This window comes from Bradyrhizobium sp. WYCCWR 13022, from assembly GCF_030435535.1.
Taxonomy (GTDB): Bacteria; Pseudomonadota; Alphaproteobacteria; order Rhizobiales; family Xanthobacteraceae; genus Bradyrhizobium.
Genome location: NZ_JAUIZJ010000023.1, coordinates 423,670 through 448,272 on the forward strand (window position 1 = coordinate 423,670; position 24,603 = coordinate 448,272).

Here is a 24,603-nt window from a genome sequence, read left to right on the forward strand (position 1 = left end):
GATTCACGGATGGGCCGCGGCGTACTGGATGCCCCGGACAAGCCGGGGCATGACACCGATGATGAGGCAACGGCGCGCCTCACGCCCGCTTCAATAATCCACCCTCATCAGATACAGCCCCTCCGGCGGCGCGACGATTCCGCAGGCTGCGCGATTGCGCGCCTCCAGCGCCGCGGAGAGATCGTCGGCGGTCCAGCGGCCTTCGCCGACCCAGACCAGCGAGCCCACCATCGAGCGCACCTGGCTGTGCAGGAACGAGCGCGCTGAGGTTACGATCATGATCTCGCGGCCGTCGCGCAGCACGTCGAGCTGGTCGAGCGTCTTCTCCGGCGATTTCGCCTGGCACTCGGTGTCGCGGAAGGTGGTGAAATCGTGCTTGCCGAGCAGGCGTTGGGCTGCCGCATGCATTGCATCGGCATCGAGCCGACGCGGCACGCGCCAGGCGTGGCCGACGTCGAGCGCGAGATTGGCGCGGGTGTTGACGACGCGGTAGCGATAGTGGCGCTTCACGGCCGAGAAGCGCGCCTCGAACGTATCAGGGACGATCTCCGCTTCGAGCACCGCCACCGGATGCGGGCGCAGATGCGCGTTGAGGCCGTCGCGAAAGCGCCCCGGCGGAAACTGCTTCTCGACATCGACATGCGCGACCTGGCCGCGCGCATGCACGCCGGCATCGGTGCGGCCAGCACCATGCACCCGCAGATCGACGCCGGTCATCGACTTCACGGCTGCTTGCAGCGCGCCCTGCACCGACGGCAGCGTGTCCTGCACCTGCCAGCCGAAGAACGGCGCACCGTCATATTCGATGGTGAGCTTGTAGCGGGGCATCAGGCGAGCCGCATCGGCGGCTCGAGCTTCACGCCGCGCAAGAAATCCTTGGCCAGCATTCGCGCCTTGCCCTCGCGCTGCAGCTCGAGAATACGGATCGCGCCCTCGCCACAAGCGATGGTGAGCTTGGCGTCGAGCACCGCGCCCGGTGCACCGGAGCCCTTGGCGAGCTCGCAGCGCAAGATTTTTATGCGCGCGTTTTCGCTGACGCCCGAGAGCTCGGTCCAGGCGCCGGGAAACGGCGACAGGCCGTGGATGTGGCGCAGCACCGCGTGCGCGGGCTTGCTCCAGTCGATCCGCGCCTCGGCCTTGTCGATCTTGGCAGCATAGGTGACGCCGTCCTCGCTCTGCTTCTTCAGCTGCAGCCCGCCGCGATCGAGTGCCGCCATCGCACGCACCATCAGATCGGCGCCGAGGCGGGAGAGACGATCGTGCAGATCGACCGCGGTCATGTTGTCGGTGATGGCCAGACGCTCGGCCATGGCCACGTCGCCAGTGTCCAGGCCGACGTCCATCTTCATCACCATGACGCCGCTCTCGGCATCGCCGGCCATGATCGCGCGGTTGATGGGCGCCGCACCGCGCCAGCGCGGCAGCAGCGAGGCGTGCAAATTGTAGCAGCCGAGCTTTGGCGCATCGAGGATCGCCTGCGGCAGGATCATTCCGTAGGCAACGACGACGGCGGCATCGGCCTCAAAGGCGCTGAACTCGTCGAGCGCTTCCGGTGTCTTCAACGTCTTCGGCGTCAGCACGGGCACGCCGAGCTTTCGCGCGGCTTCCTCGACCGGGGTCGGCTGCATCTGCAGCCCACGCCGTCCCCCGGGCTTCGGCGCACGCGTATAGACAGCCACGATCTCGTGCCCATGCGCGACGAGTTCGAGCAGCGTCGGCACGGAGAAATCGGGCGTGCCCATGAAGATCAGACGGAGGGGCATGACAAGAACTCGATGCGTTCCCTCCCCCCTTGTGGGGGAGGGTTAGGGAGGGGGGTGCCACACGGCGCGGTCTTTCGATTCAAGCGCCGATTAGTTCTTCGCACCGTTGGGACTACCGCCGGGGCTACCCCTCTCTCCCCGGCCCTCCCCCACAAGGGGGGAGGGAGCGCAGGGGGAGCGTGCGGCAACGCCGGTGCTTACAAAGACTCACTCCGCGCGCTTGGCGGCTTTCTCGAACTTCTTGATCACGCGGTCGCGCTTCAGCTTCGACAGATAGTCGACGAACAGCACGCCGTTGAGATGGTCGATCTCGTGTTGGATGCAGGTGGCGTAGAGGCCTTCGGCGTCCTCTTCGTGCAGCTTGCCGTCGAGATCGGTGAAGCGCACGCGCACCTTCGCAGGCCGCTCGACCTCCTCGTAATATTCGGGGATCGACAGGCAGCCTTCCTCGTAGACCGACAGCTCCTCGGAAGACGCGACGATCTCCGGATTGATGAAGACGCGCGGCTCCGGCTTGGTCTCGCCGTCCGGGTTGGGCTTGGCGAGATCCATGGTGATCAGCCGCAGCGGCTGCGCGATCTGGATCGCAGCAAGGCCAATGCCGGGCGCGTCGTACATGGTCTCGAACATGTCGTCGGCAAGCTTGCGGATCTCCGGCGTGACCTTCTCGATCGGCTTGGAGACCAGACGCAGCTGCTTGTCGGGCAGGATGATGATTTCTCTGAGGGCCATGGCGGGCGATTTAAGCCGCGCGCGACAGGCGGTCAATGCGGCGGGGAACGCGTTAACCCTCCGCTAACCATAAAACTTCACCCTTGGTTAACCATAAAAATGAGGGGGCCGTTAGCCCCATCGTTCCCTCTTCGTTCGCTTGGGGGCGCGAATCGGCTAGAAGGGCTGGCATGAACGAGATCATTTTCATGCTCAGCGACTGGCCGGTGCGCACCATCGATGGGCTGATCGGCTTCGGCGCCCTCGTCCTCATCCTGCTGGTGGTGATTGCGGTCGTGATCGCCAGGTCCGGGCGACGCGGCGCGGAACTGGCGATGGCGCACGCCATCCGGGCCGACGAGCTCGAAGAGCGACTCGCCCAGGTGCTGCACGCTCAAGCTGAGGCCTCCGGCCGGGTTGACGCCATGACCCAGACTCTGGCCGGCCGCCAGGCCGAGATGGCCCGTGCTGTCAACGAGCGGCTGGATTCGGTGACCCATCGGGTCGGCCAGTCCATGGAGCACTCGACCCGCAACACCATGGAGAGCCTGCGCGCCCTGCACGAGCGGCTCGGCATCATCGACAGCGCGCACAAGAACCTCACCGACCTCACCACGCAGGTCACGACCTTGCGCGACGTGCTTGCCAACAAGCAGTCGCGCGGCGCCTTCGGCCAGGCGCGGATGGAGGCGATCGTCCAGGACGGCCTGCCGAAGGGCTCTTACGAATTCCAGTTCACACTCTCGACCGGCAAGCGCCCCGATTGCGTCGTGTTCCTGCCCGACCAGCGCCCGCTCTGCATCGACGCGAAATTTCCGCTGGAGGCGATGACCGCGCTGCACGATGCCCGCACCGACGAGGAGAAGCGCCTCGCCACGCAGCGGCTGCGCGGCGACGTGATGAAGCATGTCAGCGACATCGCCGAAAAATACCTCGTCACCGGCGAGACCCAGGAGATGGCGCTGATGTTCGTGCCGTCGGAATCGGTCTACGCCGAGATCCATGACGGTTTCGACGACGTGATCCAGAAGGCCTACCGCGCCCGCGTCGTGCTGGTGTCGCCCTCGCTGCTGATGCTCGCGATCCAGGTGATGCAGCAGATCATGAAGGACGCGCGCATGCGCGATGCCGCCGACCAGATCCAGACCGAGGTTATCAAGCTCGGCGACGACCTCGGCCGCCTGCGCGACCGCGTGCTGAAGCTGCAGAAACATTTCGCCGACGCGAACGAGGATGTCCGCCAGATCCTGATCTCCGCCGACAAGATCGAGAAGCGGGCGGGCCGAATCGAGGAGCTGGATTTCAGCAAGACGGACGCGCCGGCTGAGGGCCCGCGGCTGGTGTCGGGAGCGCCGGAGCTGTTTCCAAGGAAGCTGCAGGCGGGGGAGTGATTCTTTTTACCGATCCGGTACGCTACCGCCTCACTCTCGGTGTCGTCGCCCGGCTTGACCGGGCGACCCAGTATCCCAGAGAAAGCAGATGGGCGGACGCCATTATTACGTTTACATTCTCGCCAGTAAGATCGGCGGCACGCTCTATATTGGCGTGACGAACGATCTGATCCGCCGAGTGGCGCAACACAAATCCAAACTAATTGAGAGCTTCACAGAGAAATATGACGTGGCAATGCTTGTCTATTTCGAACAGTTCGACGATCCCGAGAATGCGATCAAACGCGAGAAGCGGCTGAAGAAGTGGAATAGGGCCTGGAAGGTCCGATTGATCGAGAAAGACAACCCGAATTGGGACGACCTTTATCCCGCGATAGCCGGGCCACCATGACGCTGTCATACCCCGCGAAGGCGGGGTATCCAGTACGCTGCGGCAATTGTGATTGAATCGAGACGCTGGTGATTACTGGATCGTCCGCCTTCGCGGACGATGACATTGAGGATGCGTCAACGACTTTCCGTCTCACTGGCGTCACCAGAGTCTTTTCCCCCAGAATCTGCTAACACCTCCCCATGACCGCACCCGACGCCACCTCCCCCGCCGGCTCCGACACTCCTGCGACCTCATGGCGCGACAGCCTGGCCGTGTACCTGCAGCCGCGGGTGCTGATCGTGCTGTTCCTCGGCTTCTCCTCGGGACTGCCGCTGGCGCTGTCGGGCTCGACGCTGCTGGTGTGGATGCGCGAGGCAGGCGTCGATCTCAAGACCATCGGGCTGTTTGCGCTGGTCGGCACGCCCTACACGCTGAAGTTCCTGTGGGCGCCGCTGGTGGATGCGCTGCATGTGCCGCTGTTCACCCATGCCTTCGGCCGCCGGCGGGGCTGGCTGCTGTTCTCGCAGCTGCTGCTGATCGTTTCGATCCTGCTGCTGGCGATGACAGATCCCGCGAGTTCGCCGTTCTACGTCGCGCTCGGCGCACTGCTGGTGGCGACGACATCCTCGACCCAGGACATCGTGGTCGACGCCTTCCGCGTCGAGAGCCTGCCCGAGAGCGAGCAGGCCGCCGGCATGGCAGCTTACGTCGCGGCCTATCGCATCGGCATGCTGGTCTCGACCGCGGGTGCGTTGTTCATCGTCTCCGGCTTCGAGAGCACCGGCATCACGCGCTCATCGGCCTGGATGTGGGGCTATGTGGTGATGGCGGCGATGGTGCTGATCGGAACGATCACGGCGCTGCTTGCGACCGAGCCCGAGCAATCGGTACGGGCCGAAGCGGCAACGCATGAAGAGACCGCGTTCACGCGCGTGCTGCACGCGGCGATCGGCGCGTTCTCCGAATTCCTGTCGCGCAAGGACGCGATCGCAGCCCTCGCCTTCGTCGTGCTGTTCAAGTTCACCGACGCGTTCTCCGGCACCATGACCGCGCCGTTCGTGATCGACCTCGGCTTCACCCGCAACGATTATGCGGCGATCGTCAAGGGCGTCGGCCTCGCTGCGACGCTGATCGGCGGCTTTGCCGGCGGCTTCGTTGCGCGGCGTTATTCGCTGGCAAATTCGCTCTGGATCGGCGGCGTGGTGCAGGCGCTGGCCAACCTCACCTTCTCCTGGCTTGCCGTGCTCGGCACCAATCAATGGGCGCTGGCGCTCGCCATCTCCGCGGAGAATTTCACCAGCGCCATCGGCACCGTGATCTTCGTCGCCTATCTCTCGGCTCTGTGCCAGAACCCGCTGCACACGGCGACGCAATACGCGCTGCTCACCGCGCTCGCGGCGGTGGGGCGGACGTATCTGTCGTCGGGCGCCGGCTTCGTCGCTGACAGCACCGGCTGGCCGCTGTTCTTCGTGATCTGCGTGCTGGTGGCGATTCCGAGCCTGGTGCTGCTGACCTGGCTGCAGAAGCGCGGGCATTTCGAGGCGTTGGGGCCGGTGAGGGTTTAGGGCCGCCCCTACTGCTTCTTCACCAAACTCCACTTCGTGACCACGGCCTCGCTCATCTGGCCGGGGTCGCTGGCGCAGGCGACCTCGTCCACCTTGACCGAGATTTCCTTGCCGACGAAGGATTTCAGCTGCGAAGCCTGCGCGTTGCTGGAGGTGACGAGCTGGAAGGTCTCAGGCCCGGTCTCGAGATCGCACAGCCCGTTCGGTGCCGGCAGGCGGCGCGGCTCGGAGGTGATCTGGTACATCGCGATCCGCTTGCCCGCGTTCTTGACGTCGCGAACCTTCATGGCGTTCAGCTCGCCCGAGAGCACCTCGCCGGCGCTGATCGGCTTGCCGGGCTTCGACGGCGGCGGAGCCCCGTCGTCTTCCTGCTGTGCGGCAATGGCCGGTGCCGCCAACAGCAGCATCGTCGCGACCAAGGCGAAGCGTGTGGCGAAAAGTTTCGTCATGTCGTCCGTTCCGTAACTCTGGATGGCTAGAACAGGGTCCGCTGCCGCATGGCGGCCGATAACGTGCCCTCGTCGAGATAATCAAGCTCGCCGCCGACGGGCACACCATGGGCCAGCCGGGTTACTTTCACGTTGGCGTCCTGAAGCAGGTCGGTGATGTAATGCGCCGTAGTCTGGCCGTCGACCGTCGCATTCAGCGCAAGAATGATCTCGTGCACCTCGGCCGCATGCGCCCGCGCCACCAGTGCGTCGATGGTGAGGTCCTGCGGGCCGACGCCGTCGAGCGGCGACAGGGTCGCGCCCAGCACATGGTAGCGGCCTTGCGTCGCATTGGCCCGCTCCAGCGCCCAGAGATCGGCGACGTCGGCGACGACGACGATGATCGCGGGATCGCGCTTCGGGTCGGTGCAGACGGTGCAGGGATTTTGCGTGTCGATGTTGCCGCAGGTCTTGCAGACCTGGACCTTGTCCAGCGCGACCTGCAAGGCTGATGACAGCGGCATCATCAGCGCTTCGCGCTTCTTGATCAGGTGTAGCGCCGCGCGCCGCGCAGAGCGCGGGCCGAGGCCCGGCAGCCGCGCGAGAAGCTGGACAAGCCGCTCGATTTCGGGACCTGCAACCGCACCCATCTTACTGGCCGAACAGCCCCGGCGGCAGGCCGAGCCCGCCGGTGAGCGACTGCATCTTCTCCTGCATCGCGGTCTCCGCCTTGCGGCGGGCATCGCTGAGCGCGGTGACGAGCAGATCTTCCAGCACCTCGCGCTCTTCAGCCTTCATCAGCGAGGGGTCGATCTTGATGCCCTTGACGTCCATCTTCGCGGTCATGCGCACGGCGACGAGACCGCCGCCGGAAATGCCCTCGACCTCCACGTTGCCGAGCTGCTCCTGCATCTCCTGCATCTTGGATTGCAGCTGCGCCGCCTGCTTCATCATGCCGAGAAAATCAGCCATGGGTGCTCGTCCTTGGAAAGTGGCTCAGAGATCGTCGTCGGCGTCGGAACCATCGGGCGGATCGTCAGAGCCATAGTCGGCGTTAATATTGGATTCCGGCGTCTCGGGGGCAAGCCTGCGGACCTCGACGACCTTCGCACCGGGGAAGCGCGACAGCACTTCCTGCACGCGCGGATCGGCTTCCGCCGAACGTGCATGTTCCTGCTTCGCCGCCTGGTTCATCGAGCGCAGCGTCGGCTGGCCCGTCTCGTTCGAGACGATCACGGTCCAGCGCCGGCCGGTCCACATCTCGAATTTTCGCGCGAGCTCGGTGATCATCGTCTTCGAGGCGTTCGGCTCGAGCGCGATTTCGAGACGGCCCTCCTCGAAACGGACGAGGCGCATGTCCCCTTCCAGCGCGGCCTTGGTCATGACGTCGCGCTTCTGGCTGGCAAGCGCAACGAGCTGGGTGAAGCTGGTGATGCGCAGCTGGGGTGCGGCGCCTTGCGGATCCGGCGCGGGCGCAGCCATCTGCGGCCGGACTCCGCCGCCGAACGCCGATGGCGATGGGGTCGGCATGCGAACCGGCGCAGCAGACACGACCGGCGCCGCGGAGGCCGTCGGCGCTGCCGGCGCGCCACTGCGCGCAGCACTCCCGCCGCTACCCACGACCGTCGAGCCGCCGCCGTTCTGCTCCAGCATCCGGATCGCTTCGTCCGGCGTCGGCAGGTCGGCGACATAGGCGATGCGCACCAGCACCATCTCGGCGGCAGCGGCAGGACGCGTCGCGGCCTGCACCTCGGTGATGCCCTTGAGCAGCATCTGCCACATCCGCGACAGCACGCGCATCGAGATCTTCGAGGCGAAATCCTTGGCGCGGACGCGCTCGGTCTCGCCATAGGCGACGTTGTCGGCGGTGGCCGGCACGATCTTCACGCGGGTAACGAAATTGACGAACTCGGCGAGATCGGAGAGCACGACGATCGGATCGGCGCCGACATCGTACTGGTCGCGGAATTCCTTGAAGGCGCTCGCGATGTCGCCGCGCGCGAGCGAGTCGAACAGGTCGATGACGCGAGTACGGTCGGCAAGGCCCAGCATTTGCCTGACGGCGTCGGCCTTCACCTGACCTGCCGCATGCGCGATGGCCTGGTCGAGCAGCGACAGCGAGTCGCGTACCGAGCCTTCCGCGGCGCGCGCGATGATGCCGAGCGCCTCGGGCTCGATCTCGACGCTTTCCTTCGCGGCGATGTTGGCGAGGTGCTGCATCAGCACGTCGGCCTCGACACGGCGCAGGTCGAAGCGCTGGCAGCGCGACAGCACCGTCACCGGAACCTTGCGGATCTCGGTCGTCGCGAACACGAATTTGGCATGCTCCGGCGGTTCCTCCAGCGTCTTCAGGAAGGCGTTGAACGCCGCCGTCGACAGCATGTGGACTTCGTCGATGATGTAGACCTTGTAGCGGGCGCTGGCAGGCGCGTAGCGCACGCTGTCGTTGATCTGGCGGACGTCGTCGACGCCGGTGTGCGAGGCCGCGTCCATCTCCAGCACGTCCATGTGCCGGCTTTCCATGATCGCCTGGCAATGCACGCCCAGCGTCGGCATGTGGATGGTCGGGCCCTTCACCGAGCCGTCCGGCATCTCGTAGTTGAGCGCACGGGCCAGGATGCGCGCGGTGGTGGTCTTGCCGACGCCGCGGACGCCGGTGAGGATCCAGGCCTGCGGAATCCGCCCGGTCTCGAACGCATTGGAAACGGTGCGGACCACGGCCTCCTGGCCGATCAGGTCGTCAAAGCTTGAAGGGCGGTATTTGCGTGCCAGCACCCGGTAGGGCGCGTTGCCAGCCTGGCCGGCGCTATCGGGGTTCGGAGGGGCGCCAGCGTCGGTCATCGGTCGATCCGCAATGAAATGTCTCTCGGCCGGCTTTTGCGGAAAGGAGCGCGCTGGCGGGAGCCCCGCCGGCGCAATTCGCTCGAAAAAACAGGTAGGAGACTGACGAGCGACCCGATCCGGACCTCGTTAGGGCTGCTTCCTTCCGGACCTGACCCGGTTGGCGAGTGGCTCGTCCACCGCCAATCTCCCGGTCCCTATTTGGGGCCAAAGAAACGGGAAAGCAAGCGGGTATCGGCGCGAACTGCTCGATCTTGCCCAGCATCCAGGCAATTTCGGGTCTGCCCAGCCGATAGGCTGTGCTTTCGCTGCTGGGACCACCTTGCTAAGAACGCTGCCGGAACTCCGTCCAACCAGAAGAGCGATTGATCCCAATGGTTACACGTCGTGATGTTGCATCGATTGTCGGACTTGGCGCCATCGGCGCCGTGACCGCAGGCGCGCTGGCCTCGCCGGCCGTGGCCCAGGCCGCCGATCCCAACGAATCGACCTTCGCCCGCATCCGCCGCACCAAGAAGATGCGGATCGGCGCAGTCGGCGGAGGCGCGCCCTACTACATGAAGGATCTCTCCAGCGGCCAGTGGAAGGGCTTCTACATCGACATCGCCAAGGCCCTTGCCGACGACATGGAAGCCGAACTCGAGATCACCGAGACCACCTGGGGCAATTCGGTGCTCGATCTCCAGTCCAACAAGATCGATATCTTCTTCGGCCTGAACCCGACCCCGAAGCGCGCGCTAGTGATCGACTTCTCCGTGCCTGTCTTCAACAACGCCTTCGGCATCCTCTGCAAGAAGGACTTCAAGCCGAAGAGCTGGGCCGAGCTGAACTCGCCCGACATCAAGATCGCGGTCGACCAGGGCTCCTCGCACGACCAGGTCGTCAGCCGCCTGACGCCGAAGGCGCAGATCTCGCGGCTGAAGACCGCGGACGATGCCACCGCCGCGCTGCAGACCGGCCGCGTCGACGCGCAGTGCCTGATCACCATGCTGTCGCTGACCGTGCTGAAGAAGAACCCCTCGCTCGGCCAGTTCGTGCTGCCGACGCCGATCTTCGCGACGACGTCGAATGCCGGCTTCCGCCGCGAGAACGACAAGACCTGGCGCGACTACGTCAACACCTGGATCGACTTCAACAAGGGCCTCGGCTTCATCCGCAACGCCATCATCACCAACATGGAGCTGGTGGGCGTGACCGAAGCGGACATTCCGCCGGGCGTTTCGTTGTAAGGCATCGAACTTGGGGCAGTCTAAATCTGCGTACGCCGCTCCACTCCCTCTCCCGCTTGCGGGAGAGGGAGTGGAGCGGGTGTCTCCTGCAGAGAGACTCCCCCAGAGGAAAGAGCCCTCACCCGCATCGCATCTTCGATGCGATGCGACCTCTCCCGCAAGTGGGAGAGGTGAAGGAAGAAAAAACGCATGTATCAGTGGGACTTCGGCATTCTCTGGGGCTATCGCTGGCTCTTTCTCGACGGCCTCGGCGTCACCGTCGGCTTCACCGTGGTCATCGTCGCGCTCGGGCTCGTGTTCGGCCTGTTCGGCGCCTTCGGCAGCCTGTCGCGCTTCAAGCCGGTGCGGCTCCTCGCACTCACCTTCATCGAGGCGTTCCGCTGCACGCCGATCCTGGTGCAGCTGATCTGGTTCTACTACGCGCTGCCGATCCTGGCCGGCGTCGAGATGACGCCGATTACGGCGTCCGCGCTGGCGCTCTCGCTCTATGGCGGCTCGTTCTATTCCGAGATCATCCGTGGCGGCATCATCTCGATCGACAAGGGCCAGTCGGAAGCCGGCGCGGCGCTCGGCATGACGCCGGGCCAGAGCATGCGACGGATCGTCCTGCCACAGGCGATCAAGCGCATGATCCCGGCGCTGATGAACCAGTCGATCATCCAGTTCAAGAACACCTCGCTGGTCTCGGTTCTGGCAGTGCCTGATCTGGTCTATCAGAGCCAGGTCGCAGCCCACGACAGCTACCGGCCGCTGGAAACCTACACTGCGGTTGCGGTCGCCTATGCGGCGATCCTGATCCCGCTCACCATCATCGTCCGCCGCGGCGAGAAGCGACTGGCGGTTGGCGAATGAGCGACCTATCCAAGACCATTTCAAAAATCGAGATCCGTGGCCTGCGCAAGAGCTTTGGCAGCAACGAGGTTTTGAAGAACATCAATCTCGACGTCGCCAAGGGCGGCGTTGTCGCGCTGATCGGGCCATCCGGCTCCGGCAAATCGACCTTGCTTCGCTGCATCAATCTGCTGGTCGTCCCGGACGGCGGCAGCGTCCGCGTCGGCGACACACGCTTTGCATTCGGCGAAGGCTCAAAGCTCCCGGACGTGAAGACACTGGCAAAATTCCGCGCCACCACCGGCATGGTGTTCCAGCACTTCAATCTGTTCCCGCACATGACGACGCTGCAGAACGTGATGGAGGGGCCGGTCACGGTGCGACGCATGGCCAAGGCCGACGCTGAAAAGCTCGCACGGGCTCAGCTCGCCAAGGTCGGGCTCGCCGAGAAGGCCGACCAATATCCGGCGACGCTCTCCGGCGGCCAGAAGCAGCGCGTCGCGATCGCACGCGCGCTGGCGATGGAGCCGGATGTCATGCTGTTTGACGAGGCGACCTCGGCACTCGATCCCGAGCTCGTCGGCGAGGTGCTGAACGTGATCCAGCAACTGGCCTCCGAGGGCATGACCATGGTGATCGTGACCCACGAGATCGCCTTTGCCCGCGAGGTCGCCGACCGCCTCATCTTCATGCGCGACGGTGTCGTCGTCGAGGAGGGCCCGGCGCGGCAGGTGATCGACAACCCGCAGGAAGCCGCGACGCGCGCCTTCCTCAGCCATTTCCACCGCACCGGCGCACTGCCCCCGGCGAACGCAACACCGTGATGCCCGAGATCAACCGCGTCTATCTCGTCACCGGTGCCGCCAGCGGCATCGGCCGCGCCACCGCAAAACTGCTCGCGTCGCCTGGCGTCGCGCTTCTGCTCCACACGCGCTCGAACGCAGAAGGTCTCGATGCCACCGCGACCGAGGCCGAAGCCAAAGGCGCCGTCGTCGTCAAATGCCTCGGCGATCTCGCCGAGGAAGTCGCTGTCTCCGAGGCCATCGCCGCGACCCAACGCGCCTTCGGTCGGCTCGACGGATTGATTTTGGTCGGCGGCCACGCCCGACGCGGCAGCGCGATCGGTACGCCGGCGGATCAATTCCGCCGGGCGATGGATGAATCGGCGCTGGCCTTCACGCGGATGGTCGAGGCCGCACTGCCGCTGCTGCGCGCTGGGCAGGACGCGCGGATCGTCGCGGTATCGTCCTTTGTCGCGCATGCGATCCGGCCGGAATTCGCGCCCTTCGCCGCCACCGCCGCCAGCCGTGCCGCGCTCGAAGCGCTGGTACGGTTGACCGCCGTCGAACTCGCCAGGGACGGCATCACCGTCAACGCGGTTGCGCCCGGCCTGATCATCAAGGACAAGCCCAGCGAGAGCCGGCTGTCGCCCGAGCAGATCGCCGCGACCGAAGCGCTGATCCCGATGCGCCGCCGCGGTCGGCCGGAGGAAGTCGCCGAGATCATCGCCTTCCTGGCGTCCCCGAAAACATCCTACGTCACCGGCCAGGTCTGGCACGTCAATGGAGGCCTGACATGACCGAAGCGACCATCGAACGTCTTCGCCTGTTCCTGATCGAGAGCCCGATCAAGATGGCGCGCCTGCAGGGCGTCGGCAACGTCAAGGGCACGGTCAAGCGCGTGCTGATCGAGCTGACGTCGAGCGACGGCGTGATCGGTTGGGGCGAAGCGGCGCCGTGGGAGGTGTTCACGGGAACGGCTGAAGCCGCGTTCTCCGCGCTCGATATTTATCTGCGGCCGATCCTGCTCGGCAAATCCGTGCGCCGCATCCGCGCGCTGATGGCCGAGCTCGACCGCGCGCTGGTCGGCCACGCGGAAGCGAAGGTTGCAATCGAAATGGCGCTGCTCGACATCGTCGGCAAGGCGTCCGGCTTGTCGGTCGCCGACCTGCTGGGCGGCCGCGTGCGGGACACGATCCCGCTGTCGTTCTCGATCGCCGATCCCGATTTCGCAGCCGATCTCGAGCGCATGCGAAAAATGGTTCCCGAAGGCAATCTCATCTACAAGGTCAAGACCGGCGTGAAGCCACATCGCGAGGATCTCGACCATCTCGCAGCGATCCGCAAGGAATTCGGCGACAAGGTCGATCTGCGGGTCGACTACAACCAGGCGCTGGCGCCGTTCGGCGCCATCAGGATCCTGCGTGATGTCGAGGCGTTTGCGCCGACCTTCATCGAGCAGCCCGTGCCGCGGAAATTTCTCGACGTGATGGCGCAGCTTGCCACTGCGCTGGAAACGCCCGTGCTCGCCGACGAAAGCTGTTTCGACCGTCGCGACATGATGGAGGTGGTGCGGCGCGAGGCGGCCGACGCCGTCTCGATCAAGCTGATGAAGGCCGGCGGCCTGTTCGAGGCGCAGGCGATCATGTCGATCGCCGACACCGCCGGCCTGCCCGGCTACGGCGGCACGCTGTGGGAGGGCGGCATTGGGCTGGCCGCCGGCACACAGCTGATTGCGGCAACGCCAGGCATCTCGCTCGGCTGCGAGTTCTATATGCCGCATCACGTGCTGACCGAGGACGTGCTCGAGGAGCGCGTTCGCAACCACGATGGTCACGTTGTCGTGCCCGACGGCCCCGGCCTCGGCATTCGCGTCAGCGAGGCCTCGGTCCGCACCAATGCGCGGGTGCTGGCGGAGGGGTAATTCCTGTCATTCCGGGGCGCGCGCAGCGCGAGTCCGGAATCCACTGCGCTCCGCTTCGCTGCGTTTGTCCAGAACGACGACCGTGTATGCAGCTGGAGCGGAGCCCTAACCTTCCCCTGGCCAACTCCGTATCGTATGGTCCGACCAAACGAGCCCGCCACCACCGGGCAATCCGGAAACGCATATGCCCGAGCCCGCCTGGTCGCTGCACTCCCGCCTGAAAGAAGACACCATCGACATCGGCGATCTGCCGCTGTCGAAGGTGCTGGTCATCAAGGACGCGCATTATCCCTGGCTGCTGCTGGTGCCGCGGCGCGCCGATGCGGTCGAGATCATCGACCTCGACGAGGTCCAGCAGGCACAATTGATGACGGAGATCTCCCGCGTCTCGCGCGCGCTGAAGGAGATCACCAGATGCGACAAGCTCAATGTCGCGGCGCTCGGCAACCTCGTGCCGCAGCTTCACGTTCACATCATCGCGCGCCGCACCAGTGACGCCGCCTGGCCGCGGCCGGTTTGGGGCGTGATGCCGCCCTTGCCGCACGACGCCGCCGAGGTGCAGAATTTCCTCAGCGCGCTTCGCCGAAAAATCTGGTTGGGTTGAAAGAACAAGAAATGTCAGCATTCGACTCGTTTCCGCTGGGGCAGCCGGCCTTCGTTACCAACGTCCTCGATCGCGCCGCGCATCTGCGCCGCGACGACGAAAAACTGTTCGCGCTGGAGCAGAAGTCCTCCTCGCGCGCCTATGTCGTCTACCGCGACTCGCTGCTGGTGAAGCGCGAGGGCGACAAGACGCGTGCCCTGCTCTCGATCGACGAAGCGCTGAAATGCGGCGCCAATCCCGGCACGATCTTTCTGGGCCTGCGCGACGGCGCGGCAATCTTCGGCATGGGCCTCGCCCAGGCGGCGGCCGAAAAGCTTGTTGGCCGCGAGGACTACACCGTCACCGAGCTGCGCGGCATGGCAATGCAGGGCGCGATCCCGCCCGAGGAGCTGTCGGCCATCGCGATGGCAAAGTCGATGGTCGGCTGGCACCAGCGCCACGGCTATTGCGCCAATTGCGGCACACGCAGCGCGATGAAGGAAGGTGGCTGGAAGCGCGACTGCCCGGCCTGCAAGGCAGAACATTTTCCGCGCACCGACCCCGTCGTGATCATGCTGGTGGCATCAGGCGACAAGTGCCTGCTCGGCCGCCAGAAGCAGTTTCCGCCGGGCATGTATTCCTGCCTCGCCGGCTTCGTCGAGGCCGCCGAGACCATCGAGGACGCGGTGCGCCGCGAGATCCTCGAAGAGTCGGGCATTCGCTGCACCGACGTGCAGTACTACATGACGCAGCCCTGGCCCTACCCTTCGTCGCTGATGATCGGTTGCAGCGCGCGGGCGCTGAACGAGGACGTCGTCGTCGATCACTCCGAGCTCGAGGACGCCCGCTGGTTCACGCGCGAGGAGGCGGCGCTGATGCTGAAGCGGACTCATCCTGACGGGCTTGCCGGGCCGCATCCCTTCGCCATCGCGCATCACCTGCTCGGCCGCTGGGTGCACGACAAGAGCTGAGAGTGATGGCGCCATCCGAGATCGCGCCGCGCATCGTCTGCATCGGCATTCCCGTCCGCGACCTCACCTTTCGCGTCGATTCCGTGCCGGAGCGCGGCAGCAAGGCGAACGCCACGCATCTCGCGGAGATCTGCGGCGGCAATGCGCTCAATGCCGCGATCGCGATGGCGCGGCTCGGCGGACGCATTGCGTTTGCTGGGCCGATGGGCGACGCGCGGGAGACGTCGAGCGGCTTCATTCTCGACCAGATGGCTGCCGAGGGGATTGAGACGGCGCATATCGTGCGCCTTCCGGGCGCGGCCACGCCCGTCTCCGCGATCATCATCGACGCAACAGGCGAACGCACGCTGACGATCTACCGCGATCCCGCGCTGTGGACCGTGAAGCTGTCAGACGCCGACGAACTGCTCGCCGATTGTCAGGCTGTTCTCGTCGAGAGCCGCTGCGGCGCCTTCTGTATCGATCTCTGCGCTGAGGCGCGCCGGCGCGGCATTCCCGTGATCGTCGGCGTCGACCGTGCGATGGCGCTGACCGACGGCCTGCTCACGGCCGCCTCGCATCTGCTGTTTTCCAGCGAGCAGGTGCAGGAGACGACCGGCATTGCCGACGAGGGCGAGGCGTTGAAACGACTGGCCGGGCTGACGCCCGCCTTCCTCGCCGCCACGCGCGGCCCGCGTGGCACGATCTGGCTGAGCGAGGTGGGCGCGCTGGAAGAAACGCCGGCCTTTCCGGTGGAGGCCGTCGATACGCTCGGAGCCGGCGACGTCTTCCACGGCGCCTTCACGCTTCGGCTCGCCGAGGGCGGCGGGGTGCGGGAGGCGCTGCGATTCGGCGCGGCCGCCGCAGCCCTGAAATGCACCCGCCATGGCGGCGGTCCGGCGGCGCCTCAACGCATTGAAGTGGAAGGTTTTTTACGCGACAGGCGTTAGAACCATTCCGAGAGCAGGTCGAGATTCCGGGCTTGCGATAGAAGATTTTCCTCTATAATAGGGAAATCAACCATCATATTGGAACAAAGTTCTTCAAATGACCGACGCCGCTGTCCAGATCCCCGAGACCAGCCGCCGCCTCGACGCCATCGACCGCAAGATCCTGATGGTCCTCCAGGAGGACGCCTCCCTGTCCGTCGCCGAAATCGGCGACCGCGTCGGGCTGTCCTCGACCCCCTGCTGGAAGCGCATCCAGCGCCTGGAGGCCGACGGCGTGATCCTGAAGCGGGTCGCGCTGGTCGACCAGAACAAGATCGGGCTCGGCATCTCCGTGTTCGTGTCGGTGGAGAGCTCGGACCATTCCGACGCCTGGCTCAAGAAATTCGCCGAAGCGGTCAGCGCCATGCCCGAGGTGATGGAGTTCTACCGCATGGCCGGCGATGTCGATTACATGCTGCGCGTCGTGGTCGCGGACATGCAGGCCTATGATGTCTTCTACAAGAAGCTGATCGCCGCCGTGCCGTTGAAGAACGTCACGTCGCGCTTCGCGATGGAGAAGATCAAGTCGGTCACGGCGCTGCCGATTCCGGCCGTGGTCGCGGCGTAGCTTTTCACCTCTCCCGTAAGAACGGGGCGAGGGAGTAGACCGACGCCGGAGCGATCGCTCGGCTCATCTCAGATCTTCTGATTGTACTCGCCGACTTCCGGATGCGTGCGCAGCACGCTGTTCACCATCTCGAACATGTCGTGCATGCGCTGCTCGGAGACCGGGCTCTCGACCACGACCACGAGCTCGGGCTTGTTCGAGGACGCCCGCACCAGGCCCCAGCTGCCGTCCTCGACCGTGACGCGCACACCGTTGACAGTGACGAGATCGCGGATCGCCTGGCCGCCGATCCTGGCGCCCTTGGCCTGCAAGTCTTCGAAGTGCTTCACCACCTGGTCGATGACGCCATACTTGGTCTCGTCGGCGCAATGCGGCGACATGGTCGGCGACGACCAGGTCTTGGGCAGCGCGTTCTTCAGGTCGGCCATCGACTTGCCGGGAGCGCGATCGAGCATGTCGCAGATCGCGAGCGCCGAGACCAGGCCGTCGTCATAGCCACGTCCATAGGGCTTGTTGAAGAAGAAGTGGCCGGACTTCTCGAAACCGGCCAGCGCGCCGGTCTCGTTGGTGCGGCGCTTCATGTAGGAATGGCCGGTCTTCCAATAGGCCGTCCTGGCGCCTTGTTTCTGAAGCACCGGGTCGGTGATGAACAGGCCGGTCGATTTCACGTCGACGATGAACTGGGCGTCCTTGTGGATCGCCGACATGTCGCGCGCCAGCATCACGCCGACCTTGTCGGCAAAGATCTCCTCGCCGGTGTCGTCGACGACGCCGCAGCGGTCGCCGTCACCGTCGAAGCCGAGGCCGACATCGGCCTTGTGATGCAGCACCGCGTCGCGGATCGCGTGCAGCATCTCCATGTCCTCAGGGTTCGGATTGTATTTCGGGAAGGTGTGGTCGAGCTCGGTGTCGAGCGGGATCACCTCGCAGCCGATCGCCTCCAGCACCTGCGGCGCGAAGGCGCCGGCCGTGCCGTTGCCGCAGGCGGCGACGACCTTGAGCTTGCGCTTGAGCTTCGGGCGGTTGGTGAGATCGGCGATGTAGCGCGCCGGGTAGCTCTCGTGGAACTGGTAGGAGCCGCCAGCCTTGTTCTTGAAATCGGCGTTGAGCACGATCTCCTTCAGCCGCGTCATCTCGTCGGGACCGAAGGTCAGCGGGCGGTTGGCACCCATCTTCACGCCGGTCCAGCCGTTGTCGTTATGCGACGCCGTCACCATCGCAACGGCGGGCACGTCGAGATCGAACTGCGCGAAATAGGCCATCGGCGTCACCGCGAGGCCGATGTCGTGGACCTTGCAGCCAGCGGCCATCAGGCCGGAGATCAGCGCATATTTGATCGAGGCCGAATAGCCGCGGAAGTCATGGCCGGTGACGATCTCCTGGCGGACGCCGAGTTCCGCGATCAGCGCGCCGAGCCCCATGCCGAGCGCCTGCACGCCCATGAGGTTGATTTCCTTCTGGAACAGCCAGCGCGCGTCGTATTCGCGAAAACCAGTCGGCTTCACCATCGGCTCGGATTCGAAGGCGTAGGTATTGGGCAGCAACACGGATTTCGGCTTGGGAAACATTGAGACGGTCTCGTGAAATGGGCAGGAATTGGCGCAGCCTTAGCGAATGCCGGGCCGCAGCGGAAGGCGGGAATGCAGGCTTATGGCCGCCAATTGCGGCAGTTTGGCAACGATGAAAGGTTACCAGCCGGCGGCCTGATCAGGCCGATCTGCGTTCATCGGGGCGTTATGCGCCCGAACTCACTGCTCCAGCACCATCTGGCCGTTGGCATACTCGAAACGCTTCAGGCGGGACAGGAAGGAGAGGCCGAGCAGGTTCTCGGACAGCGCCGCGTCCGGCAGCACCATGGCATCGACATCGCGCACGACGAGACCGCCGACGTCCAGCATCGCGATCCGGGCACGCGCGGCCTTGATGGTGCCGTTCGCGGTGGTGACGGTGGCGTTGTATTCACTGCGCGAGGGACGCAGGCCGAAACGCGCGGCCGAGGTCTCGTTCAGCGCCACCACGGAGGCGCCGGTATCGACCATGAAGCCGATGCGCTGGCCGTCGATGCGGCCTTCGGTCTGGAAATGGCCACGGCCGTCGCGGGGAATATTGAGGCTGCGACCGCCGGCCGGCGCCGTCGTTGCAACCGCGACATTCGTGCGCGGCACCGAGGTGGCGGAGGCGGAGCTCATCTTGTCCGCCATCTCCGCCATGAATGTACCGAGACCGATCATCACGGCCGCGAAGATCACTATGTTACGCATCACACCACTTCCGAGCCGGAAAGCCCGATTTCACCACGCGGCAGGCCCGTCGGCGACCGAGGCCGCGGCGGAGCCGGTGCTATTTTGACGAAAAGGATGAGCGGACGGTTAATGCGGCATCCCGCTTTGTCAGGTCCCGCGCGGCTTCGCCCGGCGGGTCGGCAGCGCGCTTGCCGGATCGTCCGGCCAGGGATGACGCGGGTAGCGGCCGCGCAGGTCGGAGCGGACCGCGGCGTAACTGCCGCGCCAGAAGCCGGGAAGATCGCGCGTCACCTGCACCGGGCGCTGCGCCGGCGACAGCAATTCCAGCACCAAGGGCACCTTGCCGGCGGCGATCGACGGATGGGCGTTGAGGCCGAACAATTCCTGGAGCCGCACCGCAATCGTCGGTCCCTGCTCGGCCTCGTAGTCGATCGCGAGCACGCTTCCCGTCGGCGCCTCGAAATGCGTCGGCGCCTCGCGGTCGAGCCGCGCGCGCATCTCCCACGGCAGCAGCGCCATCAGCGCATCGGAGAGATCGCCAGCGGAAATGTCCTTCAGCGCAATCTTGTCGTAGAGCGCGGGCACCAGCCAATCGTCGCGCCGCGCGATCAATCCGTCGTCGGACAGATCAGGCCAGCTATCGCCCTCCTCCTTGCGCAAGAACATCACGCGGTCGCGCCATTGTTTTGCGGCTTTCGACCAGGGCAACCGGTCGAGGCCGGCGGCAATCAGCCCGTCGGCAAGAATGCGCGCTGTGTCCTCCGAGGGCGACACCGCGAGCGTGGCCTCGGACAGCGTGATCGCGTGCAGCACGCGCTTGCGCCGTGCGCGCAGCGCCATCGCACCACGGTCGAAGGAGATCTCGTCGATACTCTCGATATGCTCGGCGAAGTGCCGCTCGATATCATCTTCAGTGATCGGCGCGGCGAGCAGGATACGGCCACTCGCAGCCGTTCCAGTCATCTCGCCGATCGCGATATAGGGCGCGCGCGCGAGCGAGGAGGTCTGCTCGACGGCCGCGCCACGGCCGTTGGCGAGCACGAAACTGCCATTGCCGCGGTTGCGCGCGACGCGGTCCGGGAAGGCATAGGCCAACATCAGGCCGGTCGAGAGATCCTCCCGCGGCCCCGGCCTCTCGGACGCCGCGACTTGCGAAGCCCAACGGCGCGCGAGATCCCGCGCGCTCGCTGCTCGCGGCGAACGATCGCGGCGGAATTGATCGCGCCGGTGCTCGAGATCGGCGCTGTCGCCGCCGAGCCCGCGCTCGGTCAGGATGGCCGCGATCTCGGCCGCCTCTTCGCCGTGACCTGCGCGGTGCGAATCCACGATCATGCGGGCCAAGCGCGGCGGCAGCGCCAGTGCGCGCAGACTCTTGCCTTCCGCGGTGATGCGTCCGTCGCCGTCGAGTGCGTTGAGCTCCAGGAGCAGGCTTTTTGCCTCCTTCCAGGCGGGCTGCGGCGGCGGATCGAGGAACGACAGCGCGGCGGGATCGGCGACGCCCCATTGCGCGAGGTCGAGCACCAGCGAGGAGAGGTCGGCGCTCAGAATTTCCGGCTGGGTGTAGGGAGCGAGCGAGGCCGTCTGCGGCTCGTCCCAGAGCCGATAGCAGACGCCGGGCTCGGTGCGGCCGGCACGGCCACGGCGCTGGTCGACCGCCGCGCGTGCCGCGCGCACGGTCTCGAGCCGCGTCAGGCCGATGTCGGGCTCGTAGCGCGGCACGCGCGCAAGGCCGGAATCGACCACGATGCGGACGCCTTCGATGGTGAGCGAGGTCTCCGCGATCGAGGTCGCGAGCACGACCTTGCGCATGCCCTTGGACGCGGGAGAAATGGCGCGGTCCTGCACGGCGGCGTCGAGCGCGCCGAACAGCGGCACGATCTCGATGCTGGCGTCCTGCACGCGTTCACCGAGAAAATTCTGAGTGCGGCGGATTTCGGCGGCGCCCGGCAAAAACGCCAGCACCGAGCCGCTGTCGGCGCGCAGCGCCGATACGATCGCATCCGCCATCTGCCGCTCGATCGGCGCATCCGCCTTGCGGCCGAGATAGCGCGTCTCGACCGGAAACGCCCGGCCCTCGCTTTCGACCACAGGCGCTTCGCCCAGCAGTTTTGCGACGCGCGCGCCGTCGAGCGTGGCCGACATCACCAGGATGCGGATGTCCTCGCGCAAGCCGAGTTGTGCGTCGCGCGCCAGCGCCAGGCCCATGTCGGCATCGAGCGAACGCTCGTGGAATTCGTCGAACAGGATGGCCGCGACGCCCGAGAGTTCGGGATCGTCGAGGATCTGGCGGGTGAAAATGCCTTCGGTCACGACCTCGATGCGTGTCGCCCGCGAGATTTTCGAGCCGAAGCGGACGCGGTAGCCGACGGTCTCCCCTGTGCGCTCGCCGAGCGACTTCGCCATGCGGTCGGCGCTGGCGCGCGCGGCGATGCGGCGCGGCTCCAGCACGATGATCTTCTTATCCTTTGCCCAAGGCGCATCGAGCAATGCCAGCGGCACGCGCGTGGTCTTGCCGGCGCCCGGCGGGGCCACCAGCACGGCGGCATTGTGCTGATCCAGCGTGCGCGAGAGGTCGTCGAGCACGGCATCGATCGGGAGGGGCGTGTCGAAAGTGCGGGGCAAAATCTCGCATCCGTCATCACCCGCGAAGGCGGGTGATCCAGTAAACTCAGATCTCAGTCATCACGAAGATCAGGATTACTGGATACCCCGCCTGCGCGGGGTATGACAATCGTGTCCAACGATCAGCCCTGCGCCGGCGGGCGCCCCACGCTCTCATAAATGAAGCCGGCGGCAGCCATCTCTTCGGGCCGGTAGATGTTGCGGAGATCGACGACAATGGGCTGGGCCATGGTCGCCTTCAACCGGTCGAGATCGAGCGCGCGGAACTGCACCCATTCGGTGACGATGACAAGCGCATCGGCACCTTGCGCGCAGGAATAGGCGTCCTCGCAATAGGTGATGTTGGGAAGTTCACCCTTGGCCTGCTCCATGCCGACGGGATCGAACGCCTTGACCTTCGCGCCCATGTCGATGAGGCCCGTGACGAGCGGGATCGACGGCGCATCGCGCATGTCGTCGGTGTCGGGCTTGAAGGTGAGACCGAGCACGCCGATGGTCTTGCCGCGCAAGCTACCACCGAGCGCCTGGCTCACTTTTCGCGCCATCGCGCGCTTGCGGTTCTCGTTCACGGCAAGCACGGATTCGACGATGCGCAAGGACACGTCGTAGTCCTGCGCGATCTTGATCAGCGCCTTGGTGTCCTTCGGGAAGCAGGAGCCGCCGAAGCCGGGACCGGCATGCAGGAATTTGGTGCCGATCCGGTTGTCCAGGCCAATGCCGCGCGCGACTTCCTGCACGTTGGCGCCGACCTTCTCGGAGAGGTCCGCGATCTCGTTGATGAAGGTGATCTTGGTCGCGAGGAACGCGTTCGCCGCATATTTGATCATCTCGGCGGTACGGCGCGCGGTGAACATCAGCGGCGCCTGGTTCAGCGACAGCGGACGATAGATATCACCCATCACCTTGCGGCCGCGCTCGTCGGAGGTGCCGACCACGACGCGATCGGGGAACTTGAAGTCGCGGATCGCGGCGCCCTCGCGCAGGAACTCGGGATTGGAGGCGACGACGACGTCGGCCTTCGGATTGGTCTCGCGGATGATGCGCTCGACCTCGTCGCCGGTGCCGACCGGCACGGTCGACTTGGTCACCACGACGGTGAAGCCGGACAGCGACTGCGCGATCTCCTTCGCGGCGGCGTAGACATAGGAGAGATCGGCGTGACCGTCGCCGCGACGGGACGGCGTGCCGACCGCGATGAACACGGCATCGGCCTCTGCGACCGGCCTGGACAGATCGGTTGTGAAGTCGAGCCGCTTGGCCTTCACATTGGTGGCGACCAGTTCGTCGAGGCCGGGTTCGTAGATCGGAATCTCACCGCGATGAAGCGCTGCAATCTTCTTCTCGTCCTTGTCGACGCAGGTGACGTCGTGACCGAAATCCGCAAAACAGGCTCCGGACACCAGTCCCACATAACCCGTGCCGATCATCGCGATGCGCATGAAAATCCCTGTTTGGCTTGGTTAACGAACCCCCAACTCCGGGGCGGTTTAGCATTTTCCCGTCGGGAAGGAAGAGCTTGCGGTCAGAAACCGGCACGCGATTTGTACCGGTAAAGAAGTCGGAAACCACTGGGCGCCACACTGCCCCATGCCCGCACAGGACCGGGCGGAACACGCCCCGAAAAGAGACACATGACACCATCAGGCACATCAGCTGCACGTGCAGGGCTTCCCAAGGCCTCCACTGCCGCGCGTGTCGACTGGGTCGATTACGCCAAGGGCATCTGCATCGTCATGGTGGTGATGATGCATTCGGTGCTGGGGGTCGAACTCGCCGCCGGCGAGACCGGTTTCATGCATGTCCTGGTGGCCTTTGCGAAGCCGTTCCGGATGCCGGACTTCTTCCTGATTTCGGGCTTGTTCCTGCCGTTGGTGATCGATCGGGACTGGCGAACCTATCTCGACCGCAAGGTGGTGCATTTCGCTTATTTTTATGTCGTCTGGGTGACGATCCAGTTCGGCTTCAAGGCGCCGGCCTTCGCGGCCGAAACCAGCTGGCGCGAGGTCGGCCTTCTGTATCTCGAATCCTTCATCGAGCCGTTCGGCACACTCTGGTTCATCTACCTGCTGCCGATCTTCTTCGTCGTCACAAAACTGACACGACGAATCCCTCCGCCGGCGATCTGGCTCGTGGCGGCCGCACTGGAAACCGCGCGCATCGCAACCGGCTGGACGGCGATCGACGAGTTCTGCGCCCGCTTCGTCTATTTCTACTCGGGCTACCTGTTCGCGCCCTATGTGTTCGCATTGTCAGACCGCGCGCGCACCCATCCCGCGCTTGCGCTCGCGGCGCTCGCGACCTGGGCACTGGTCGATGCCGGCCTCGTGGCATTCGGCGCGAGCGAATGGAAGGTCGTCTCGCTCGTGCTCGGCTTCGCCGGTGCGTGTGCGATCATCACGTCAGGCACGCTGCTCGCGCGCATGCATTGGTGCAATTTCCTGCGTTTCTGCGGCGAGCATTCGATCGTGATCTATCTCGCCTTCTTCCTGCCGATGGCGGCGACGCGAACGCTGCTGCTGCGCACCGGGATTATCGCCGACATCGGCACGGTCTCGCTGATCGTCACGGTTCTCGGCGTGCTCGGATCGCTCGCGATCTGGCAGACCGCGTTGCGATTCCACGCCGACTTCCTGTTCGAGCGGCCCGACGCATTCTGGATCGCGCCGAAGAAGGCAGGGCCGGTGTTGCAGGCAGCGGAGTAGCCCCACTCGCGGTGTCGTCGCCCGGCTTGACCGGGCGACCCAGTACGCCGAGGCGCCAGTGATCGAGCCGAGAAGCCGCGGCGTACCGGAATCCCCGCTTTCGCAGGGAAT

The 24,603-nt window shown here is 65.3% G+C and carries 24 protein-coding genes and 1 other RNA gene; 13 read left to right on the plus strand and 12 right to left on the minus strand.

The genetic code is table 11. The features are described 5' to 3' along the window. Positions 1-90: 90 nt before the first annotated feature. The 3 genes from truA to def form a co-directional block, all read right to left on the minus strand. Entirely contained in the window at positions 91-828 is a 738-nt protein-coding gene (gene truA / locus QY049_RS29030; protein ID WP_258764852.1) for a tRNA pseudouridine(38-40) synthase TruA, read from the minus strand. Further along, positions 828-1,763 carry a methionyl-tRNA formyltransferase gene (gene fmt / locus QY049_RS29035; RefSeq protein WP_258764850.1) on the minus strand — a complete coding sequence of 312 codons (936 nt, stop codon included), beginning with the start codon at positions 1,761-1,763 and terminating at the stop codon, positions 828-830. Before fmt ends, truA begins: the two co-directional genes overlap by 1 nt. Before the next feature lie 207 nt (positions 1,764-1,970). Further along, positions 1,971-2,495, minus strand: coding sequence for a peptide deformylase (gene def, locus QY049_RS29040; protein ID WP_258764849.1), 525 nt, complete (start codon positions 2,493-2,495; stop codon positions 1,971-1,973). Between the two features lie 170 nt (positions 2,496-2,665). On the opposite strand from def, the gene QY049_RS29045 reads away from it, so the two are divergent. The 3 genes from QY049_RS29045 to QY049_RS29055 all read left to right on the plus strand — a co-directional run bounded on the left by QY049_RS29045 (position 2,666) and on the right by QY049_RS29055 (position 5,803). Further along, the gene (locus tag QY049_RS29045; RefSeq protein WP_258764847.1) at positions 2,666-3,865 is read left to right on the plus strand and encodes a DNA recombination protein RmuC; all 1,200 of its coding nucleotides are present in this window, start codon (positions 2,666-2,668) and stop codon (positions 3,863-3,865) included. Positions 3,866-3,953: 88 nt separating this feature from the next. After that, positions 3,954-4,256: a GIY-YIG nuclease family protein gene (locus QY049_RS29050; RefSeq protein ID WP_258764846.1), complete on the plus strand. Its 303-nt coding sequence runs from the start codon at positions 3,954-3,956 to the stop codon at positions 4,254-4,256. 182 nt (positions 4,257-4,438) lie between these two features. Next, positions 4,439-5,803, plus strand: a complete 1,365-nt coding sequence (locus QY049_RS29055; RefSeq protein WP_258764845.1) for an MFS transporter — start codon at positions 4,439-4,441, stop codon at positions 5,801-5,803. Between the two features lie 8 nt (positions 5,804-5,811). Here QY049_RS29055 and QY049_RS29060 read toward each other — a convergent pair whose 3' ends face one another. The 5 genes from QY049_RS29060 to ffs form a co-directional block, all read right to left on the minus strand. Then, positions 5,812-6,252 carry a hypothetical protein gene (locus tag QY049_RS29060; protein ID WP_258764844.1) on the minus strand — a complete coding sequence of 147 codons (441 nt, stop codon included), beginning with the start codon at positions 6,250-6,252 and terminating at the stop codon, positions 5,812-5,814. Positions 6,253-6,278: 26 nt separating this feature from the next. After that, positions 6,279-6,881: a recombination mediator RecR gene (gene recR, locus QY049_RS29065; protein WP_027561562.1), complete on the minus strand. Its 603-nt coding sequence runs from the start codon at positions 6,879-6,881 to the stop codon at positions 6,279-6,281. Between the two features lies 1 nt (position 6,882). Next, the gene (locus QY049_RS29070) at positions 6,883-7,203 is read right to left on the minus strand and encodes a YbaB/EbfC family nucleoid-associated protein (RefSeq protein WP_194479288.1); all 321 of its coding nucleotides are present in this window, start codon (positions 7,201-7,203) and stop codon (positions 6,883-6,885) included. A gap of 24 nt (positions 7,204-7,227) precedes the next feature. Further along, entirely contained in the window at positions 7,228-9,072 is a 1,845-nt protein-coding gene (locus QY049_RS29075) for a DNA polymerase III subunit gamma/tau (RefSeq protein ID WP_258764839.1), read from the minus strand. 94 nt (positions 9,073-9,166) lie between these two features. Further along, positions 9,167-9,263, minus strand: an RNA gene (ffs, locus tag QY049_RS29080) — signal recognition particle sRNA small type. Positions 9,264-9,446: 183 nt separating this feature from the next. On the opposite strand from ffs, the gene QY049_RS29085 reads away from it, so the two are divergent. The 9 genes from QY049_RS29085 (at position 9,447) to QY049_RS29125 (ending at position 16,925) form a co-directional block, all read left to right on the plus strand. Further along, positions 9,447-10,301: a transporter substrate-binding domain-containing protein gene (locus tag QY049_RS29085; RefSeq protein WP_194479286.1), complete on the plus strand. Its 855-nt coding sequence runs from the start codon at positions 9,447-9,449 to the stop codon at positions 10,299-10,301. A 189-nt stretch (positions 10,302-10,490) separates the two neighbouring features. Continuing rightward, on the plus strand, positions 10,491-11,153 hold the full coding sequence (locus QY049_RS29090; protein ID WP_194479285.1) for an amino acid ABC transporter permease: 663 nt from the start codon (positions 10,491-10,493) through the stop codon (positions 11,151-11,153). Further along, positions 11,150-11,956 (plus strand): amino acid ABC transporter ATP-binding protein, encoded by an 807-nt coding sequence (locus tag QY049_RS29095; protein WP_258764838.1) that lies wholly within the window; start codon positions 11,150-11,152, stop codon positions 11,954-11,956. Before QY049_RS29090 ends, QY049_RS29095 begins: the two co-directional genes overlap by 4 nt. Next, positions 11,956-12,711, plus strand: a complete 756-nt coding sequence (locus QY049_RS29100) for an SDR family NAD(P)-dependent oxidoreductase (protein ID WP_258764837.1) — start codon at positions 11,956-11,958, stop codon at positions 12,709-12,711. Before QY049_RS29095 ends, QY049_RS29100 begins: the two co-directional genes overlap by 1 nt. Then, the gene (locus tag QY049_RS29105) at positions 12,708-13,835 is read left to right on the plus strand and encodes a muconate cycloisomerase family protein (RefSeq protein ID WP_258764836.1); all 1,128 of its coding nucleotides are present in this window, start codon (positions 12,708-12,710) and stop codon (positions 13,833-13,835) included. The genes QY049_RS29100 and QY049_RS29105 overlap by 4 nt, the downstream gene beginning before the upstream one ends. A gap of 184 nt (positions 13,836-14,019) precedes the next feature. Beyond that, positions 14,020-14,439 (plus strand): HIT domain-containing protein, encoded by a 420-nt coding sequence (locus tag QY049_RS29110; RefSeq protein ID WP_301270356.1) that lies wholly within the window; start codon positions 14,020-14,022, stop codon positions 14,437-14,439. A gap of 11 nt (positions 14,440-14,450) precedes the next feature. Continuing rightward, complete coding sequence (gene nudC / locus QY049_RS29115; RefSeq protein ID WP_194479280.1) at positions 14,451-15,389, plus strand: NAD(+) diphosphatase; 939 nt, start codon at positions 14,451-14,453, stop codon at positions 15,387-15,389. Between the two features lie 5 nt (positions 15,390-15,394). Continuing rightward, positions 15,395-16,318 (plus strand): sugar kinase, encoded by a 924-nt coding sequence (locus QY049_RS29120; RefSeq protein ID WP_258767115.1) that lies wholly within the window; start codon positions 15,395-15,397, stop codon positions 16,316-16,318. Positions 16,319-16,415: 97 nt separating this feature from the next. Further along, entirely contained in the window at positions 16,416-16,925 is a 510-nt protein-coding gene (locus QY049_RS29125; protein WP_194465827.1) for an Lrp/AsnC family transcriptional regulator, read from the plus strand. A gap of 68 nt (positions 16,926-16,993) precedes the next feature. Here the strand turns inward: QY049_RS29125 and QY049_RS29130 are convergent, their stop codons facing one another. The 4 genes from QY049_RS29130 to QY049_RS29145 all read right to left on the minus strand — a co-directional run bounded on the left by QY049_RS29130 (position 16,994) and on the right by QY049_RS29145 (position 23,229). Next, complete coding sequence (locus tag QY049_RS29130) at positions 16,994-18,493, minus strand: phosphomannomutase/phosphoglucomutase (RefSeq protein WP_194479278.1); 1,500 nt, start codon at positions 18,491-18,493, stop codon at positions 16,994-16,996. Positions 18,494-18,673: 180 nt separating this feature from the next. After that, positions 18,674-19,186 carry a TIGR02281 family clan AA aspartic protease gene (locus QY049_RS29135; RefSeq protein WP_194479277.1) on the minus strand — a complete coding sequence of 171 codons (513 nt, stop codon included), beginning with the start codon at positions 19,184-19,186 and terminating at the stop codon, positions 18,674-18,676. 129 nt (positions 19,187-19,315) lie between these two features. Beyond that, the gene (gene hrpB / locus QY049_RS29140; protein WP_258764834.1) at positions 19,316-21,790 is read right to left on the minus strand and encodes an ATP-dependent helicase HrpB; all 2,475 of its coding nucleotides are present in this window, start codon (positions 21,788-21,790) and stop codon (positions 19,316-19,318) included. A 122-nt stretch (positions 21,791-21,912) separates the two neighbouring features. After that, complete coding sequence (locus tag QY049_RS29145; protein ID WP_194479275.1) at positions 21,913-23,229, minus strand: UDP-glucose/GDP-mannose dehydrogenase family protein; 1,317 nt, start codon at positions 23,227-23,229, stop codon at positions 21,913-21,915. A 192-nt stretch (positions 23,230-23,421) separates the two neighbouring features. On the opposite strand from QY049_RS29145, the gene QY049_RS29150 reads away from it, so the two are divergent. After that, positions 23,422-24,492, plus strand: coding sequence for an acyltransferase family protein (locus QY049_RS29150; protein WP_258764831.1), 1,071 nt, complete (start codon positions 23,422-23,424; stop codon positions 24,490-24,492). Positions 24,493-24,603: the final 111 nt, after the last annotated feature.